The sequence below is a fragment of the Streptomyces sp. BE20 genome, from assembly GCF_036322525.1.
Classification (GTDB): Bacteria; Actinomycetota; Actinomycetes; order Streptomycetales; family Streptomycetaceae; genus Kitasatospora.
The window spans coordinates 22,010-39,145 of the sequence record NZ_JAQYWW010000507.1; the positions used below are offsets into that span (position 1 = coordinate 22,010).

The 17,136-nt window shown below is 76.2% G+C and carries 14 protein-coding genes and 1 pseudogene; 11 read left to right on the forward strand and 4 right to left on the reverse strand.

What is annotated here, in order from left to right:
* Window positions 1-69 precede the first annotated feature (69 nt).
* Window positions 70-354, reverse strand: coding sequence for a hypothetical protein (locus tag PUR61_RS07375; RefSeq protein ID WP_329876903.1), 285 nt, complete (start codon window positions 352-354; stop codon window positions 70-72).
* A 109-nt stretch (window positions 355-463) separates the two neighbouring features.
* Between PUR61_RS07375 and PUR61_RS07380 the strand changes: the two genes are divergently transcribed.
* A complete protein-coding gene (locus PUR61_RS07380; RefSeq protein WP_329876905.1) occupies window positions 464-1,096 on the forward strand; it encodes a hypothetical protein in 633 nt (210 codons plus the stop codon).
* A gap of 65 nt (window positions 1,097-1,161) precedes the next feature.
* Here PUR61_RS07380 and PUR61_RS07385 read toward each other — a convergent pair whose 3' ends face one another.
* Together PUR61_RS07385 and PUR61_RS07390 are read right to left on the reverse strand one after the other, a co-directional pair.
* Complete coding sequence (locus tag PUR61_RS07385) at window positions 1,162-1,827, reverse strand: RES family NAD+ phosphorylase (protein WP_329876907.1); 666 nt, start codon at window positions 1,825-1,827, stop codon at window positions 1,162-1,164.
* A gap of 4 nt (window positions 1,828-1,831) precedes the next feature.
* A complete protein-coding gene (locus PUR61_RS07390; protein ID WP_329876909.1) occupies window positions 1,832-2,476 on the reverse strand; it encodes a hypothetical protein in 645 nt (214 codons plus the stop codon).
* Window positions 2,477-2,775: 299 nt separating this feature from the next.
* On the opposite strand from PUR61_RS07390, the gene PUR61_RS07395 reads away from it, so the two are divergent.
* The 5 genes from PUR61_RS07395 to PUR61_RS07415 are packed head-to-tail and all read left to right on the forward strand — an operon-like array spanning window position 2,776 to window position 11,299.
* On the forward strand, window positions 2,776-4,230 hold the full coding sequence (locus PUR61_RS07395) for a hypothetical protein (protein WP_329876911.1): 1,455 nt from the start codon (window positions 2,776-2,778) through the stop codon (window positions 4,228-4,230).
* 4 nt (window positions 4,231-4,234) lie between these two features.
* Window positions 4,235-6,391, forward strand: a complete 2,157-nt coding sequence (locus PUR61_RS07400; protein ID WP_329876913.1) for an AAA family ATPase — start codon at window positions 4,235-4,237, stop codon at window positions 6,389-6,391.
* On the forward strand, window positions 6,388-7,131 hold the full coding sequence (locus tag PUR61_RS07405) for a 4Fe-4S single cluster domain-containing protein (RefSeq protein WP_329876915.1): 744 nt from the start codon (window positions 6,388-6,390) through the stop codon (window positions 7,129-7,131). Before PUR61_RS07400 ends, PUR61_RS07405 begins: the two co-directional genes overlap by 4 nt.
* The gene (locus tag PUR61_RS07410) at window positions 7,119-7,736 is read left to right on the forward strand and encodes an FHA domain-containing protein (protein WP_329876917.1); all 618 of its coding nucleotides are present in this window, start codon (window positions 7,119-7,121) and stop codon (window positions 7,734-7,736) included. The genes PUR61_RS07405 and PUR61_RS07410 overlap by 13 nt, the downstream gene beginning before the upstream one ends.
* 29 nt (window positions 7,737-7,765) lie before the next feature.
* Window positions 7,766-11,299, forward strand: coding sequence for a protein kinase domain-containing protein (locus tag PUR61_RS07415; RefSeq protein ID WP_329876919.1), 3,534 nt, complete (start codon window positions 7,766-7,768; stop codon window positions 11,297-11,299).
* A 9-nt stretch (window positions 11,300-11,308) separates the two neighbouring features.
* On the opposite strand, the gene PUR61_RS45190 is transcribed toward PUR61_RS07415, so the two are convergent.
* The gene (locus PUR61_RS45190) at window positions 11,309-11,650 is read right to left on the reverse strand and encodes a hypothetical protein (RefSeq protein ID WP_443035132.1); all 342 of its coding nucleotides are present in this window, start codon (window positions 11,648-11,650) and stop codon (window positions 11,309-11,311) included.
* Here PUR61_RS45190 and PUR61_RS07420 point away from each other — a divergent pair.
* From PUR61_RS07420 to PUR61_RS07440, 5 genes and pseudogenes are all read left to right on the forward strand, one after another.
* Window positions 11,579-11,737 (forward strand): hypothetical protein, encoded by a 159-nt coding sequence (locus tag PUR61_RS07420; protein ID WP_443035133.1) that lies wholly within the window; start codon window positions 11,579-11,581, stop codon window positions 11,735-11,737. The genes PUR61_RS45190 and PUR61_RS07420 overlap by 72 nt on opposite strands.
* A gap of 122 nt (window positions 11,738-11,859) precedes the next feature.
* Window positions 11,860-12,048, forward strand: a pseudogene (locus tag PUR61_RS07425) (NUDIX domain-containing protein); the annotation flags it as partial.
* Window positions 12,049-12,094: 46 nt separating this feature from the next.
* A complete protein-coding gene (locus PUR61_RS07430; RefSeq protein WP_329876921.1) occupies window positions 12,095-12,535 on the forward strand; it encodes a hypothetical protein in 441 nt (146 codons plus the stop codon).
* Complete coding sequence (locus tag PUR61_RS07435; protein ID WP_329876923.1) at window positions 12,520-12,726, forward strand: DUF397 domain-containing protein; 207 nt, start codon at window positions 12,520-12,522, stop codon at window positions 12,724-12,726. The genes PUR61_RS07430 and PUR61_RS07435 overlap by 16 nt, the downstream gene beginning before the upstream one ends.
* Before the next feature lie 129 nt (window positions 12,727-12,855).
* Window positions 12,856-17,058: a CHAT domain-containing protein gene (locus tag PUR61_RS07440; RefSeq protein WP_329876925.1), complete on the forward strand. Its 4,203-nt coding sequence runs from the start codon at window positions 12,856-12,858 to the stop codon at window positions 17,056-17,058.
* Window positions 17,059-17,136 lie beyond the last annotated feature (78 nt).

A 17,136-nucleotide genomic window follows, 5' to 3' on the forward strand; every position in this document is an offset into this window, starting at 1 on the left:
ACCCGGCCACCCCCGGGCGACCCCCAGCCCGGGACGGGCCCCTCGCCGGTCGCTACGATCGCACTCCGATCATGGACGGGGGACTGTGGGCACGGTGTGGACACGGCTGACCGGGTGGCTGCTGGCGATCAGCGCCGTCGTCACCGAGGTGTGGGCCCTGCTGCCCGCCCTGAGCCCGGACGCGGTGGCCCTCTCCACCCGGGCCCGGTTGCTGCCGCTGCTGGTGACGCCGGTCTGCGCCGCGGCCTGGTCGGCCGCCTCGGTGGCGGCCCGGCGGCGCCCTCCCGGGTCTGACCTGCGGACGAGGAAGCCGGGGCGGGCCTTCGCGTTCCTGACGGGGGATTTCTCGGTCATTCCGACCCAAAGGCCCTGCCGCACGGGCGCTGACACCCTACCGTGGAAGGGAGTCTGCCCCGGTCCGGGGCGGAACGGGGTGATCGAAGCGCACGAAGGAAGGAAAGCCATGGGGGTACGTGCACGGCTGCGCGGGGGCGCGGTCGCGGCGGGGGTCGCGGTGCTGGCGGTTGGGGCCCTGGGGGTCGGGGTGGCTCCAGGTCAGGCGGCGGCTGCCGACCAGTGGCGGCCGCAGCCGGGGACCCTGTACATCTCCGACTTGCCGAAGACCGAGTCGTGGCGCGCCAACCCGACCGCCCGGGGGTGGGGCGACGACTTCGACTGTCCGGTGGGCTGGCCCGCCGAGCCGGCCGAAGTCAATGTATGGCACCGGGACTTCACCACCGCGGAGACCGCGTTCGCCCAGCAGAAGGTGGCGGTCTTCGACACGGAGGCCGAGGCCATCGCCTTCGCGGACAAGGCCCGGCAGGACTACGTCGCCTGCGCGCACGCCCCGCAGCGGCCCGGCGTGAGCGCAACCTACCTCGACCACGGGGTGATCAACGTCGAGGAGGGCGCCACCCTTCAGGGGATGCACACCTTCGACGCCAACGCCACCGAGCGCCCCGACTACAACTACCTGTGGGGCGTGGGCCGCGACGGCGACACGGTGACGCTGGTCCTGTGGCAGAGCTACTGGGGCGACCCGCCTGTGATCCCGTGGAAGAACACCCTGAACACCGCGGTGAAGAAGCTGTACTGAGCACCCGCCGCCGACTCCTTGCCGCGGGTCCCGGCCGGGGCGGCGCGGCAGCCTCCGCCCCGGTGCTACCGCCGGGGCGGTTCGATCCTGGTGCGGGCCGGGGCGAGCAGCCGGTTGAGCAGCTCGGCGCCGGCGGCCGTGTCGAGGGGCACGGGTTCGGTCCCGGCCGGCTTCACCAGCCCGGCGGCGCCCTCGCGCTCGTAGAGGACGCAGGCGGCGCTCGACAGGTCGCGCTTGGACGGCCACTTCAGCCCGCGTGACCACGGCGCCTGGCCGCGGATCCAGGCGCCCCAGCGGCGGGTCCGGGCGTACGCCTCGGGAGTGGAGTGGATCAGCCACTCGTCCTGGTGGACGGCGGCGAGCTGGTCGAGCGTCATCAGGCCGACGAGGGGGATGTCGCAGGTGGTCTCGATCTGCGACAGCACCCTGCCCCGGACGGCGACCCTACGGATCCGCCGCCAGCCCTTCTCGTCGAACGGGATGCCGCGCACCAGCGTCTCCATCACCGCCGTCCGCTCCGAGAACCCGGCGTACAGGTACGGCAACTGCTCGCCGTCGCCCTGGAAGGAGCAGAACCGGCCGCCCTCGTAGAGCGCGTCGGCGGGGTTCGGGTTGAACGCGGTCGCCGGGTAGGCGGCCAGGTGGACGCGGTGGAGCACGGTGCCGGCGGGCAGCAGCTCGCGGTGCGGGACGGCGCGCACGGTGGGGGCGGGGACCTTCACGTCGGGCATCCGGTCACCACTCCGCGATCTCGGCACGGGCCGCCGCGAGCAGGGAGTGCTCGCCGGGGGTGCCCAGCAGGCGGGCGGGGACGGCGTCCAGCCAGGCGTTGGCGCCCAGCCACCAGTCGGCGACGCCCCACGGGTCGTCGTCGGCGTCGAGCAGGCGGTTGACCTCGACGACCAGCGGGAGCGGGAGGCCGGAGGCGCCGTCGAACTGGAAGGACGGCAGCCGGACGGTGCCCTGGCGGTCGGTCAGCCGGATGAGGTCGGGGTCGGCGGGGTCGTGTCCGCCGGCCCGGTACTCCGCGGCGGTGACGTTCCCGGCGTCGAGCAGCCAGTCGTCGGCGTCGGGGGGTGGCTGCGCCGCCGCGGGTCGGCGGCCGAAGAACGTCAGCGCGCTCAGGACCGCTTCCCGGTTGATCTGCTCGGCCCGGGCGCCGCGCGCGTAGCGGACCGAGTCCTCGAACACCGCCCGGGCCGGGTGACCGTCGGGAACCGAGGCGAGCAGCAGCCGGACGATCCTGCGTGCGATCCGCTCGGGGTCCCCGGAGGGCGCGTTGAGCAGCTCCCGCAGCCGGGCCCGGGCCGACTCGTCGAGGAACTCCTGCACCTCGTCCCAGCGTTCCCGCAGGGCCTCCAGCACCTCGGCCAGCTCCATCGCCCGTCACCTCCGTCCGCCCGACCCGCGTTCGCGATCCACGATCCGCCGAGGGGCAATCTAGCGTGCCGGTGTCGACCGCGGGCGGTGATCACCGATTCCCGCAAGGCGGGAACAACCCTCCACGATCTGCGGCATGATGGGCCTTCAGCAGCACCTCGGGGGCGGTGTGCCGGTCCACGCGTGGTCGTCCGACGACTCGGCCCGCACCGGCCCTGACGGCGCGCGTAGGGTGTTCCGACCGGTGCCGAGCCCCCGGTCCGCACCGTACGTCACGACTCGCGCTCGGAAGGCGGCCGGTGAGCAGTTCCGCGGGATACGGATGGTCCTACGTCGACCAGGAGGCCGAGCGCCGTCGGCGGTTGCGCGCGCAGTTGGCCGCCGAGGCCCAGCGGGCCGAGAACCTGCGGCGCGCCGAGGAACGCCGGGCGGAGCTGCGCGCCCGGCTCCTTGCCGAGGAGCGGCGGGCGGACTTGCGCGCCCGGCTCGGCGAGCTGAACGAGGAGGCGCAGGGGCTGCGCGGCGAGGCCGGGCAGCTGCGCCGCGCGTACCGGGCCGGGAAGGTGCGGGTCGAGACGGTCACCGTCGGCGCCGGGGCGGACGAGGCCGAGCTGACCCGGGCGATCGAGCGGGCCCGGGCGGCCAACGGCCGCGCGGCGCGCGAGCTGGCGGAGGCCGTCCAGGACGTGTGGGCGGCGGTGCTGCCGGAGGCGGTGGTCGAACCGGAACGGCCTCGCCCGCCGAGGAAGCCCGTCCGGAACGCGGCGGGGGACGCCGCCACGGCGGCGGCAGCGGCGGAGGAGGCGGCGCGCGAGCTGGCGGAACGGACCGACGGTGTCCGGGCCGGTGCGCTCGCCGAGGCCCAGGCCGTGCTGGACCGGGACGTGCCCCGCTGCGACCCCGCCGACCTGGAGCGGGTGGCCGGGCTGGTGCGGTCCCTGAAGGCGGCCGGCACCGTCTCCGACGTGCGGACGACGCTCACCGACCTGGCGGCGCTCGTCCAGCACTCGGTGCTGCGCCGCGGTCGCGACGAGGAGCGCGCCGAACTGCGGGCCGCACTGGTGGAACTGGCGCAGGAGACGGAGCCGGGGGAACGCGACCGGCTGGTCGCCGACCTCACGGCCGCCGAGGACCCGGCCTACCTGCGCCCCGCCGTGGAGGCGGCGGTGGCCCGGGCGGACGCGCACCGCAACCGCGGGCCGGTGGCGGTGGCGCTCGCCGAGGTGCTGCGCGAGCGGGACTACCTGGTGGGCGAGGACTTCACCGACCTGCTGGCCGAGGAGGGGGAGGTGGTGGTGCCGTTCGGCGACCCCGAACCCGGTGGCGCGGCCGGCGGCGAGGCACCGGTGGCCGGGTACGGGCTGCGGCTGGTGCTGTCGCCGGACCGGGCGACGCTCTCGACCTCGGTGGTCAAGCGGTCCGGCGGTCCGACGGCCGGGGACGGTACGGCCGACGGTGCGGCCGGCGACGGGGTGGACGAGGAGCTCGACGCGGAGCAGGACGAGCTGGTCCAGCAGTGGTTCTGCGACGAGCAGTTGCCCTCCATCGAGGAGGGCGTCCGGGAGAAGGGCGTGCGCCTGGAGCGGACGTCCGCGATGGCGCCGGGCACGATGGCCGCCGGCGTGGTGCCGAGCGGCTCGTGGCCGCCGCCGGCCGCCGCCGTCCCGCGCCGCGGGACGAGGAAGCCGGGCCGCAAGGGCTCGGCGAACGCCGCCCAGGCCTGGCAACAGCAGCAGCGACAGCGTGAGCGGTGAGAACGTGAGCAGGGACGACACGAGCGGCGGGAACGCGGACGGTGGGAGGGCGGACCTTCGGAAGGACGCGGCGGCCGGTGCGGCCGGTGCGGAGGGGCCCGACGGCGCCGGGGCGGGAGACGGTCCGCGTTCGGCGACGCCCAGTTGGATCCGTGAGCTGGACATGGCGCTCACCGTCTACCCGCAGGTGCTGCTGACGGGCAACGTCCGTGACCAGTACCTGCTGCCGGACGACCACGCCGCCGGCAGCAGCACCACGCTCGCCCCGTACACCCTGGGCGGGGTGATCGAATCGCTCTGCCTGGCCCGCGGTTACGGCGCGCTCGCCTTCGTCGACCAGGTCAACGACCGGATCGCCCTGCTCAGGCTGAGCGCCACGGTCGAGGAGGTCCCGGAGGTGATCCGGCAGTTCGCCGAACGCGACGAGCGGTGGCGCCGCAGCGGCGGCGCGGGCAACGGCGCGCCGGACGCGGACGACGAGGACGAGCCCGAGCTGCTGGACCGGCTGCGCGACGCGATGGTCGGCGTGGTCCGCCACCCCGGCCCGCCGATCGGACTCGTCGTCCCCTACGCGGCCCGGCTCGGCTCGGCCCGGGCACCCGTCGCGGGCGAGGCCGCCCGGCTGTTCGCCGCCGCCGAGGAGCTGGGCCACACCGCCCGCCCCGTGCAGGGCAGCACGGTCGTGACGCCGTACAACACGGTGTTCTGGGTGGTGGAACGGCAGGAGGACCTGCCGATGGAGTTCGCGGTCGGCAGCCGCGCGGTGCGGGTGATCAACGTGCCGCAGCCGCCGCACGACCAGCGGCTGGCCGCCGCCCGGCACGTGGTCGGCGGGCTGGCCCGCTACCAGGCGGCGACCGGCGGTCGGCTGCTCGACGCGGCCGAGACCGTGTCCGCCGCCAAGGCACTCGCCGACTCCTCCCACGGCATGGGCAGTTCGGAGGTGATGGCGATCGGGCGAATGGCGCTGGACCGCGGCCTCCCGGTGCAGCGCCTGGACGAGGCGGCCCGCCTCTACCGGATCGGCGTGCTCGACAACCCGTGGGCCACCGCGGCGCTGCGCGAGCGGATCGCGGACGGTGAGCGGTTCCTCAACGGCAAGGTGATCGGCCAGCCGTACGCCGTCCGCCGCACGCTGGAGATCTTCATGCGTTCGGCCGCGGGGCTGAACGGCGCGCAGTCGTCCAGCTCGCCGAGCCGGCCGCGCGGCACCCTCTTCCTCTCGGGCCCGACCGGTGTCGGCAAGACCGAACTCGCCAAGGGCGTCGCCGAGATGATCCTCGGCAAGGATGCCCGGCCGATCCGCTTCGACATGAGCGAGTTCGCCGAGGAGCACGCCCGGGACCGGCTGATCGGCGCCCCGCCGGGCTTCGTCGGCCACGACGCGGGCGGCGAGCTGACCAACGCCGTTCGCGCCAACCCGATGAGCGTGCTGCTCTTCGACGAGATCGACAAGGCCAACCCGCGGCTGTTCGACCTCTTCCTGCAGATCCTGGAGGACGGCCGGCTCACCGACGGACGCGGCGCCACCGTGTACTTCACCGAATGCGTGCTGATCTTCACGTCCAACCTCGGGATCACGGCGACCGTGGTGGCGGAGCAGTCCCGGGACGGCGGGCGGGCGGCGGCGGAGAACGGCGGCCCGGGCGGCGAACCGGTACCGCAGGCCGGCGAGCCGGCGCAGGCGGCGCCCGCCCGCGGCGGCCGGCGTCAGCTCACCCGGCACGACGACCCGGTGATCGTCCGTCAGGCGCTGCGGGAGGCCTTCGACACCTTCTTCAACGACCAGATCCGGCGTCCCGAGCTGCGCAACCGCTTCGGCGACAACTTCATCCCGATGGACTTCATGCAGGAGAAGTGGGTGCCGCAGATCCTCGACAAGGCGATCGCCTCGGTGGCGGGCCGGATCCGGGACGTGCACGGCGCCGAACTGACCGTCGCGGACGACGCGTGGGAGGTGCTGCGGGTCGAGGCGACCCGGCGGCTGGACCACGGCGGTCGCGGGGTCCTGACCGCCGTCGAGTCGGCGCTGGTCAACCCGCTGGCCAAGGAGGTCTTCCGGACCCTGCCGAAGCGCGGCGAGCGGATCGAGGTGGCCTCGGTCGAGGGCGACGGGGACGGCGAGGGCTACCGCGTCGAGGTGAACCGTTGGCCCGGGTGAGCGAGGAGTCGACGGGCGGCGGGCGCGTCGCCGACCCGGCCGTCGGGCACGGTGCAGGACCGGCCGTCGCCCCGGAGAGCCCGCCGGCGGCCCGGGTGAGCCAGGTCTACCGGCCGGTCACCTCGCTCGGCCCCGGCCGGCGGATGGGCGTCTGGTTCCAGGGGTGCACCCTGGCCTGCCCCGGCTGCATGTCCCGGCACACCTGGGAGCCCTCCGGCGGGCGGGAGCTGACGACGGAGCGGTTCGCCGCACTGTGGCGCGCGGCCCTGGCCGACGGGATCGACGGCCTCACCGTCAGCGGCGGCGAACCGCTGGAACAGGCGCCGGCCCTCGCCGCCCTCCTCGGCGCCGCCGACGAGGAGCGCCGCCGCGCCGGCCGGGCCGCCGACCTGCTGGTGTACACCGGCTGGGAGCCGGAGGAACTGGCCGCCGACCCGGCGACCGCCTCCGCACTGGCCGGCGCCGACGCGGTCGTCACCGGCCGCTACCGGGCCGGGCAGCCGACCCGGCTGGTCTGGCGGGGATCGGCCAACCAGCGGCTGGTGATCCGCACCGCCCTCGGCCGCGAGCGCTACACGCCCCACCTGGACCACCGCCCCGAGCGGCCGGAACTCCAGGTGCACGTCACCGAGGGCGAGGTCCGGGTGATCGGGGTGCCGCGCCCCGGTGACCTGGGCCGGATCGAACGAGACCTGGTCCGGCGCGGCGTGACTCTCCGGGAGACCTCGTGGCGACCGTGATCTACCGCTGCCCGGTGGGAGCGCCGGGGGAGTGCCCGACCTCCGGTACCCGGGGGTACTGCCAGGTGCACTTCTTCGTGGAGCTCGAACGGTACGACCCGGAGCAGGACGCGCCCCCGCCCCCCGGGCCCGCGCCGTCCGCGCCCGGTACCGCGTCGGCCGCCGGGTCGCCCGCGACCGTACCGGCCGCCGCACCCGAGGCGGCGACGCGGCCGGCCCGCGCCGCACCCGCACAGCAGGGGCGGCGGCCGGAGCCGGCCGCCCGTCCGGTGGTCCGGCTGGCGCTGGTGATCGCCGGGGCGCTGCTGCCGATCCGGGGCGAACGCCGGCGCGGGGGCTGCGGGTTGGCCATCGGCCGCGACGACCGCGACTGCGCCGCGATCCCCGGCCTGGCGGACCTCAACCAGCTCTCCCGGCACCATGCGGAGCTGAGCTGGATCGACGGGGTGCTGCACGTCAGGGACGTGGGGTCGACCAACGGCACCTTCGTCGACGACCGCCCGGTCACCGGGCCGACCGTGGTCTGGCCGGGGCACCGGCTGCGGTTCGCGCAGGACATCGACGTCCAGGTGATCGAGATCGACGAGTTCGGCGCTCCCCGGTGACCCGGGGGCGCGAGGAGGAGAACGGCGCGATGGCCGACACACCACCGGAACCGAGTCCGCCCACCCGCAAGCAGGGTCGGGGGCAGGGGACGGGACAGGGGAGGCGCCAGGACCAGGTCCCGGGACAGGGGGCGAACCAGGCCCGGGGCGGAGGCCAGGCGCAGGGCGGCGGCCGAAACCAGGGTCAGGGCCAGAACCAGGGCCAGAATCAGGGCCAGGGCCAGGGCCAGGGCCGGACGCCCGGGCAGGGCCGGTCGGGCGACGGCCCGACCGCTGCGAGCCCGCCCACCCGGGTCCAGCGCTCCGGCGGGCCCGCGAACGACGGCCGGACCGGCACCGAGGGCGGCCGGGCACCGACCAACCCCCGGTCCGGCACCCCGCAGGGAGCCCCGGCCGCGAGCCCGCCCACCCGGGTCCAGGGCGGCAGCCGTCCCCGGCGGACCGGGAACGGCACCGGAGGCACCACCGGCGCGACCACCGGTTCGACCGACGGCGCGCCCACCGGCGGGGGCACCCCGGCCGCCGGGAGCGCCGTCCCCTCGCCGGCCACCCGGCTCCAGCGCGGCAAGCCCCCCGCTCCCGCCCCGGCGCGGACCCCCGCGCCCGGTGCGCCCACCCGCGTCCAGCGCCCCGGCGCGACCCAGCCCCCGCCGGCCCCCGGCGGGTCGGCGAGCCCGACGGCCGCCCCCTCCGCAGGTCCCTCCGCCGACCGGGCGGGAGCCTTCCCCAACGCCCTGACCGACCGCTACCACCCCGTCGGCCCGGCCGGTTCCGGCAGCGAGGGCACCGTGTGGCACGTCCGCCGCGCCGACGGCGGCGGCGACGCGGCCGTCAAGGTCGGCAACCCCGGCGTCCAGGCCGACACCGAACTCCTCACCCACCTCGGCGATGCCGCCTTCCGCCGCCACGTCCCCGAGATCCTCGGCCACGGGCGGATCGAGCACGCGGGCGCGCTCTGCGACTGGATGGCGATGGAGTACCTGCCGGTCACCCTGGCCGACCACGTCGCCGAGCTGCGCCGCCGGGGCAGGCTCGACCGGCCCGGCGAGACCGAGCGGATCATCCGCGAACTGGTCGCGCTGCTGGACTTCTGGCAGACCACGGTGGACCGCAACCCGGTGGACTTCAAGCCGGCCAACATCCTGGTCCGCGAGGGCGGCCGGTCCGGCCGCGGCGGTCCGGCCGCGCCCCAGTTCGTGGTGGCGGACTTCGGCGGCGTCGCCAAACTCACCGCCAGCCGCCGGTTCTCCGCCGACATGCAGGTCACCGTCGCCTTCATGGCGCCCGAGCAGCTCGCCGGCCACAACCACCGGGCCGGCCCGTGGTGGGCCCTGGGCACCATCCTGTACGAGGTGTTCACCGGCGGGACCCGCTACCGGCGGGCGGACGGCGGGCTGGTCAGCGACGAGGCCCTCCAGTACCGGCTGGTGATGGAGGACGTGGTGGACCTTGCCGCCGTCACCGACGAGCGCCGGAGGCTGCTGCTCCAGGGGCTGTTCACCAAGGAGCCGGCCGACCGCTGGACCGCGCCGCAGGTCCGCGACTGGTTGGCCGGCGGCAGCCCGGACGTGGTGCGCACCCGGGTCGCCCCGGAGGCCCCCCAGGTCGAGGCCGGGCCCGCGTACCGCCCGATCGCCTACCGGGGCGCCGACTTCCACGACCCGACGGCGCTGGCGGTGCGGATGCTCGCGGAATCGGGCGACGCGGCGGCCTGGCTGATGAGCGGAGGCGCGCGCCGGCTGCGCGACTGGCTGCGCGACGAGGTCAAGGACACGGCCCTCGACCTCCACTACCTGAAGGACGTCGACCGCGGCACCCCGGCGGACAGGTCGCGCGCGGCCTCGCGCGCGGTGCTGGCGCTGGGCGCGGTGTTCGCGCCGGAGGCGGTCCCGCACGTCCGGGACCGCCGGGTGGACGCGACCGGGCTGGCCCGGACGGCCGGCGAGGACGGCACGGCCGCCTTCGTCGACGAGCTGATCGCCGCCGGGCTGCCGGCGCTGGCCGCCCGCTTCCGCTGCGGGCACGAAGCCTGCCCGGACGGGGCCTGCCGCCGGCTGCTGGCGCTGACCGAACTGCCCGCCGTGCTGGAGGCCGTCGGGCGGGAGGCCCGGGCCCTCGGCGGTCGCGGCGGTGGCCGCGGCGGCGGAGGCCGCGACGGACGCCTCACCGCCGACGAGCTGGCGACGGCCCACCGCTGGGCCCTGCTGCTCACCGTCCAGCCCGATGCGCAGCGTCTCGCGGTGGTGCGGCGGGTCTCCGCACTGCCGGGCCCGCTGCGCAGGCTGCCGGCGCCCGCGCACACGGCCGCCACCGTCGTTGCCGACACGGCCGGCACCGCCCGTGCGGCCGTGCTGAGGGGCGAGCGGGACCGGTTCCGGCGCGCCTGGTCGGAGCTGCGCCGCCGCGCGCTGGCCGCCTCCCCGACCACGGCCGAGGGCCGGGCGCTGCTGGCCGCCGCCGCCGTGCTGCACGTGCGGAGGGTCCGCGCCGAGGGGGCGCGGCGCGGAGCCGACCGGGGCGCCTGGAAGACGACGGCGCGCGCCTGGGGACGGGGCGCCCGGAGCGCGGTTCCCCGGCGCGCGGCCGCGGCCGTGCTGCTGCTCCTCGGACTCGCCGTGACGCTCTGGGCGGGCGCGGTCTGGCGGATCGCCGTCGACGCCGGAGCGGGCGGAGCCTTCCTGCCCGACGGCGCGTTCGGCGGCCCGCTGCGGACCGCGGGGGACACGGCGGCCCGGGAGACCGTCGGACAGCTGGGCGCCGCCCTGGTCGCCGCCGTCGCGGTGGCCGCGTTCCCGGCCCGGATCGGCCGGCGGGTGCTCCTCCTGGTCGTCGCCGCGGCCTTCGCCGTCGGCTACCTGCGGCTCGGGCCGCCCATGACGGTGCTCAGGCCGCCGGCCGCGGTGGTCGAGCGGGTGGTGATGTTCGAAGGCGGCCTCGGCAGCTGGGCGGGTGTCGGGGCGACGGCCGGGGTCGTCCTCGCCCTGGTCCTCAACGGCCGCTCCAACCGCTGGCTGCTCAACCCCGCCAACGAGGCCGAGGAACGGGCCGCGGGCGACCGCCGTCGGCTCGCCGCCCGCCGCCGGGCCCGCGGCGGCAGCCCGAACCGCTGGCGGACCGGCCGCGCCGGCCTCCGCGACCGGCTGCTCTTCGCCCTCGGTGGCACCCTCGTGCTGACACTGCTGCTCTGGGCGGCCGTCGAGGTCCGACTCGTCGTCGGGCAGCCCCACCACCCCACCCCGGAGTCCTGGGGCACCGGCCAGGCCGGCGCCGCCTACCAGGCGGACTACCTGCTGCTGCTGGCCTTCCTTGCCCTCCTCGGCGCCGTGGCCGCCCCCCGGACCGCGCCCCGGATACTGGTCGGCTCGGCCCTGGGCGTGGTGGTCCTGGGAGCCTGGCCGCCCCCGCTCGGCCCGCTGGAGGCCCTGCGCATCCCGGTGCTCGGCAGCTGGTTCTCCTCGATCGCCGAGGTGTGGGGCCACGCTGCCTTCTGGGCCGCCCTGCTGGTCGCCCTGCCGCTCGCCTGCTACGTCGGGTTCTGGACGGTCCGCCGGGTGGCGGAGTGAACCACCGGATCACGCACGACGTGAGGTGAGGTCCCGAAGCGCCGGCGGCCCCCCGGCCTGACGTCCGCCGTCCCCTCGGTCGTCGAGCAGCCGCCAGGCGGTGAGGGCGAGGGTGGACCGCAACGGGCCCGCCGCCTCGGTGGGTTCGAAGCCCAGGGTCTTGGGTCTGCTCCAGCCGTCGGGCGACGCGGCTGCGGTGCAGGCCGGGCGGCGCTCCGCTCCGGCCCGCCGCCCGCGTACGTCGCCGGCGCGGAGTTCGACCCGCCCCGCGACGAGAACATCGAGTACGCGCCGCGCCTCCTGCGGGCGGGCGTTTCGGCCGAACTCCACCAGTGGCCCGGCACGTTCCACGGCTCGCAGGCGATCCTGTCCGCCGAGGTCCGGCCTCGGCAGACCGCCGAACTCGCCGCGGCGCTGCGCCGTGCCATGGCCGGCTGACGGCGTCCGCGGCGCGGCTCTCCGCGCCGAGCCGCCCCGGGCGCGACGCAGACCTGTCCTCCCTCCCCTCGGGCTACGGAGAACCGGGACCACCCGTCCCCGGGGTCTGGGAGGATCGGCGCATGGCCAGGCGCGACTACGAGAACGACCCCGCTGCTCCGAAGCCCAACAGCCTCGTCCCCGCGGCCTCGGCCGTGGTCGTGGACGACACCGACGGGCGGGTGCTTCTCCAACGCCGCACCGACAACGGCATGTGGGCGCTCCCCGGCGGAACGATACGCGGGCGTTCTGTGCGGGGCCGAGCAGCGCGGACAGGTCACGGGGGTCGGCGAGGCGGGCGCCGTAGAGATTGCTGCGGTGGCGGGGCGGGACGGTGATGCGGGCGCAGTCGTCATCGGTGAGGACGCCGCCGTCGAAGACCAGCGTCAGGCGTTCGAGGTAGCGGTCGGCCGGGCTGAAGTCGACGGCGAGGACGGCGGACACGGGCCGGTGGAGGCCGGTCTGGGCGTGGAGGGTGCGGGCGGCCGCGCGGTGCGGCGGCTCGTTGGTGCGGGCGGCTCCGCCTCACTGGGCGAGGACCGGCCGTTCAGCCTACCGGTCACGCTTCTGGCCATGCCTGATCGCAAGGTGCTCGGTTACGCCGAAACTGAGGTACGCGGCTATCTCGACCGGGATATCGAGACTGTCCTTCCGCTGGTCAAGGGCTACGATCGGCTTCAGGCCGAGGCGCTGGGCCAAGCCTCGTCCGTGGAGCTGATCCGTGCGGTACGGAGGGATTTTGAATGGATGTCGACCTGACCGACGCCCCTTGGCGGAAGAGTACCTACAGTGGCGGGCAGAACGGCTGCATAGAGGTCGCCGACGGCTGTATCGGGCTCATGCCGGTCCGTGACTCGAAGGACCCCGACGGGCCCGCTCTCCGCTTCCCCGCCGATGCCTGGCGGTCCTTCGTCGCCGCCGTCCGGGCGGGCGAGTTCGGCGGTATCTGAGCAGCGCCCCGGCCCGGCCGTCCGGTGTGCCGGGCGGCCGGGCTTCTCCGTGCCGCTTGTTGTTGACCGGGGGCGGGTGGTGCGGTTGTCTGCCGTGGACGGGTGGGCGACGGGGGAGGTCATGTTCCGGTGACGGTGCTCGACGAGGCCGCGGCGTCGGTCGCACGCGGGCGGAGACTGCTGGACGAGTACGACGCCGAGGCGGATCCGAGGCGCGAGTCCGTCCTTCTCTCCGGTGCGCTGACCGCCTTCGCCTCCGCGCGCGGGCTGTTGGAGCGGGCCGGGGCGGCGGCGCCGGCACAGGTGTCGGCCGAGGTGCGGTTCCTGCTCGGGCTCACCCTCTCCGTCCGGTACTGGCGGGCCGCGGCGCAGCCGGACTTCGCGGAGGACCAGGAGATTAGGTCCGCCGTGCTGGCCGAACGGACTTCTGCCGTCGAGCTGTTGACGCTCGCCGTGGCGCTCCTCGATCCCGGTGCGCCGGAGCGTGCGGAGGCCGCCGGTCGGCTGGGGCTGCTGCTGCACGTACGCCACGAGGACGCGCTGGCCGACGCCTCGGCCGACGGGGACGCCCGCGCGGACGACCTCGACCGGGCCGTCGAGGCGCTGCGGCTCGCCTGCCCCGTCCCGGTCCCGCCCGGTCCCTGGCGGGCACTCGCCGGACGGGATCCGTCCGACGAGGCCGACTACGACGACCAGGACCCGGGCTTCGTGGCCAACCTCGGCTGTGCGCTCGCCGACCGGCACGACCGCGACCTCGACCCCGCCGACCTCGCCGCCGCGAGCGCCGTCCTGGAGGGCGTCCTCGACGGGTTGCGCCCGCCGCCGTGGACGGACGCCGACGGCCCGCCGTTCCGGCCGGCCCCGGACGCCGAGCCCGGCCCGGTCGACCTGGCCGAGCCCCTCGAACTCGCCGTCCGGGAACGCCTCGCCCTCCTGCTGGTCGGGGACGAGCGTCGCGCCGCCACGCCCGAGCAGGAGCTGCGCGTCGAACGGGCGGTCATGCACCTGGAGTTGATCGCGGCGACCAGCGCGCCGGACGACCCCTACCGGTTGCGGGCCTCGCTCAGCCTGATCGACCGGTACTGGGAGCGCTGCGACGGCACGATCCGGCCGGAGGACGTGGACCACCGGCTGGCCCGACTGCGCGATCTGCGCCGACTGCTCCCGCCCGAACACGAACTGGGCGGCACGGTGCGCTGGTTGCTCGGTGGCGCGCTGGCCGGACTGGCCCGGCTCGACCGCTACGTGGCGACCGAGGAGGCGCGGGAGTCGGTGGAGGTGCTCCGCGAGGGCCTGGCCGGTATGGCCGGGGACGACCCGGTGCGGCCGGCCTCGCACGCGATGCTCGGCACCGTGGTGAACGCGATGCGCGAGCACGACCCGGAGACGTACCGCACCGAGGAGGCCGCCCACCACCTCACCGTGGCCGTCGATTCGATGCAGGAGGAGGATCACGGGATCCGCCGCAGTGACATCCTCCAGCAGCTGGCCCACGCCTCCATCGTGCAGGGCGAGTTCTCGACCGACCTGGGCGCGGTGGACCGGGTGATCGGACTGCTGGACGAGTCGCGGGCGAAGCCCTCCGGCACCCAGTGGTCGGAGGACCACCTGCACGGTTCGCTGGCGGCGGCGATGAGCAAGCGCTTCGCGCTGACCAACGAGATGGCCGACCTGGACGCCGCGATCCGGCACGAGCGCGCCGCGTTCCGCCGGGCCGCACCGGACGACGTCAACCGGGCCGTCTACCTGGAGAACCTCTCGGTCAGCCTCTACCAGCGCTTCCTGCTCGGAGGGGACTACCAGGACCTGGAGGCCTCCCGCCGCTACCACGCCGAGGTGCTGGCCTTCCTGTCCCGTTCGCGGCACGCCGGGGTGGACCGGCTGGTGGCGCGTGAGCTGCCGACCCTCCAGCGCACCCGGCTGATGCTGGAGTTCCAGGACGCGATGACCGGCCGGGACACCGGGCGGATGGGCCGGGTGGTGGCCGAACTGGAGCCGCTGGTGGCGGCGGTCCCGCCGGACGACCCGCTGTACCTGCTCGCCCGCGGCGACCTCGGCGCGGTCACCTTCATGCACGCCCTCTTCACGGCCCCGGACCGGATCGTCGAGGCCGTCGGCCTGATGGTGGAGGCGGCGGAGGAGACGCCCGCCGGGCATCTGCACAAGGCGGTGCTGACGATGCGGGCGGCGTCGGCGCTCGGTCTGCTGGCCCTCTACCCGGTCTACTCGGAACACCGCGTCGGCGGCGCCCTGACCTACCTCGACGAGCTCGACAGGGCCGTCGACCCGGCGAGCCTGGAGGGCACGCGCGGACAACTGCTGCGGGCGATGCTGCTGATGATGCGGTACCGCCACGCGCGGCTCCCGGCCGACGCCGTCGCGGCGCTGGCCGCCGCGGGGGCCGTCCGTGACCGGCTCCGGCGCGGGAGTCCCACCCAGCTGCTCGCCGCGGCGACGATGCTGGTGGCCCGCGTCCACCGGCAGCGCCTCGGCCCGGACGACCGCCGGCTGGGCCGCGAGTTCGGCCTCGCCGCGCTGCGCGAGACGGCCGCCGCCACGCTGCTCCAGGCCGCCGCCGCCCCGGCCCTCGTGGTGGCCCGGGACGCCGCCGCCCAAGCCCTGTCGATCGCCCACTGGTGCCTGGCCGACCTCGATGCGGTGGGGGCGGGAGAGGAGCCCGGGGAGCCGTCCGGCCCGGACGCCGCGACGCCCCACCTGCGGGCCGCCGTGGAGGTGCTGGAGCTCGGCCGGGGCCTGGTGCTGCACGCCTCCACCACCACGACCGACGTCCCCGACCTGTTGCGGGCCGCCGGCCACGAGGATCTCGCCGCCGCCTGGGCGGTGGGCGGTGAAGCCGGTGACGTCGGCCCCGTCGGTTCGCTCGATGCCCTGCTCGGCCTTCCCGGCACGCTGCTCGACTCGCTGCCCGGCGGCGCTGCCGTCCCGATGCCGGACGACCTGCGCCGCCGCGCGGTCGCCGCGCTGGCCGACTCCCCGGCCGGCACCCTGCTCATGGCACCACCGTCGGTCGAGGAGATCGCCCGGAGCCTGCGTGCGGCCGGAGCCGACGGCCTGGTCTACCTGCTGCCGCCCGGCGAGGGCCGGAGCGGTCAGGCGCTGCTGGTCACGGCGGCGGGCACGGGCGGTGTCGAGCTGGTGCCGCTCAGCCTGGTGAGCTCGGACGCGCTCGGCCCGCGCGGTCCGCTGACCGCCTACCGGCGGGCACACGTGGAGCGGCAGGCCACCCTGGGCGACCACCCGGCCGGCCACCCGGACCGGATCGCCGCCCGGCGCCGCTGGCAGGCCACCCTGGCGGAGCTGTGCGACTGGTCGGGCACCGCCGTCCTCCGGCCGCTGCTCCGGCACCCGGCGCTGCGATCGGCCGGCAGTGGTGGGGTGGCGGGCGGGCTGCCCCGGCTGGTCCTGGTGCCGTTCGGCGAGTTCGGCGGTGTTCCCTGGCACGCGGCGCTGCTGAGCAGCGGACTGCGCGACGGCAGCCGGCCGGTCCGCGCCCTGGAGCGGGCGGTGCTGTCGTACGCCGCCTCGGCGCGCCAGTTCTGCGAGGTGGTCGGGCGGCCCCGGCTGCCCCTGGGCGAGCGGCCGGTGATCGTCGGCGACCCGACCCGCGAGCTGATGTTCGCCGAGGTCGAGGCGGAGTACCTGCACGCCGACTACTACCCGCACGGGACCCTGCTCGGCTACGTCGAGGGCGCCGAGGGCGCGGGGACGGCGCGCGAGGTGCTGGCCGCGCTGCCCGCCCCGGGGCGGGCCGGGGCGTCGGTCCTGCACCTCGCCTGCCACGCACTGCCGTCGGGCGGCTCCCCGCTGGACGCCTACCTCGGCCTGGCGCCCGAACCGGGGCCCGTCCGGTCCGGCGCGGAGGGCGCGGGGCGGGCGGCGGGCCCGGACGGGCAGGACCCCGCGCGGAGCGGCCGGCTGCCGGTCGGCGACATCCTGCGGCAGGCCCAGGGCCGCCCGCCGGGCTCGCCGGGCGGGCTGGTGGTGCTGGACGCCTGCGTCAGCGACCACACCGGCGGCGACCTCGACGAGGCGCTCACCCTCTCCACCGCGTTCGTCGCCGCCGGGGCCACCGGGGTGATCGGCTCCCGCTGGGAGGTGGTCGACGAGATGGTGTGCGTGCTGATGTACGTGTTCCACGGCCGGCTCGCGGAGGGCGATCCGCCGGCCGAGGCGCTGCGCCGCACCCAGCTGTGGGCGCTCCGACCGGACCGCCGGCTTCCGCCGGGAGCCCCGGCGGAGCTCGTCGCGCTCGCCCGCCGCGACACGGCTGCCCTCGACGTGTGGGCGGCCTTCGCGTACCAGGGCGCGTGACGGGCGGTCACGCTCGCCGGTGACCGCCCGTCAGGCCCGTCAGGCCCGTCAGGCCCGGCGGGCCCGGCCCCTGGTCCG

Bases quoted from the DNA above. Each gene is read 5' to 3' on its own strand.
- PUR61_RS07375 (WP_329876903.1), bottom strand. From the start codon at position 354: ATGACCGAGAAATCCCCCGTCAGGAACGCGAAGGCCCGCCCCGGCTTC.
- PUR61_RS07380 (WP_329876905.1), top strand. From the start codon at position 464: ATGGGGGTACGTGCACGGCTGCGCGGGGGCGCGGTCGCGGCGGGGGTC.
- PUR61_RS07385 (WP_329876907.1), bottom strand. From the start codon at position 1,827: ATGCCCGACGTGAAGGTCCCCGCCCCCACCGTGCGCGCCGTCCCGCAC.
- PUR61_RS07390 (WP_329876909.1), bottom strand. From the start codon at position 2,476: ATGGAGCTGGCCGAGGTGCTGGAGGCCCTGCGGGAACGCTGGGACGAG.
- PUR61_RS07415 (WP_329876919.1), top strand. From the start codon at position 7,766: ATGGCCGACACACCACCGGAACCGAGTCCGCCCACCCGCAAGCAGGGT.
- PUR61_RS07435 (WP_329876923.1), top strand. From the start codon at position 12,520: ATGGATGTCGACCTGACCGACGCCCCTTGGCGGAAGAGTACCTACAGT.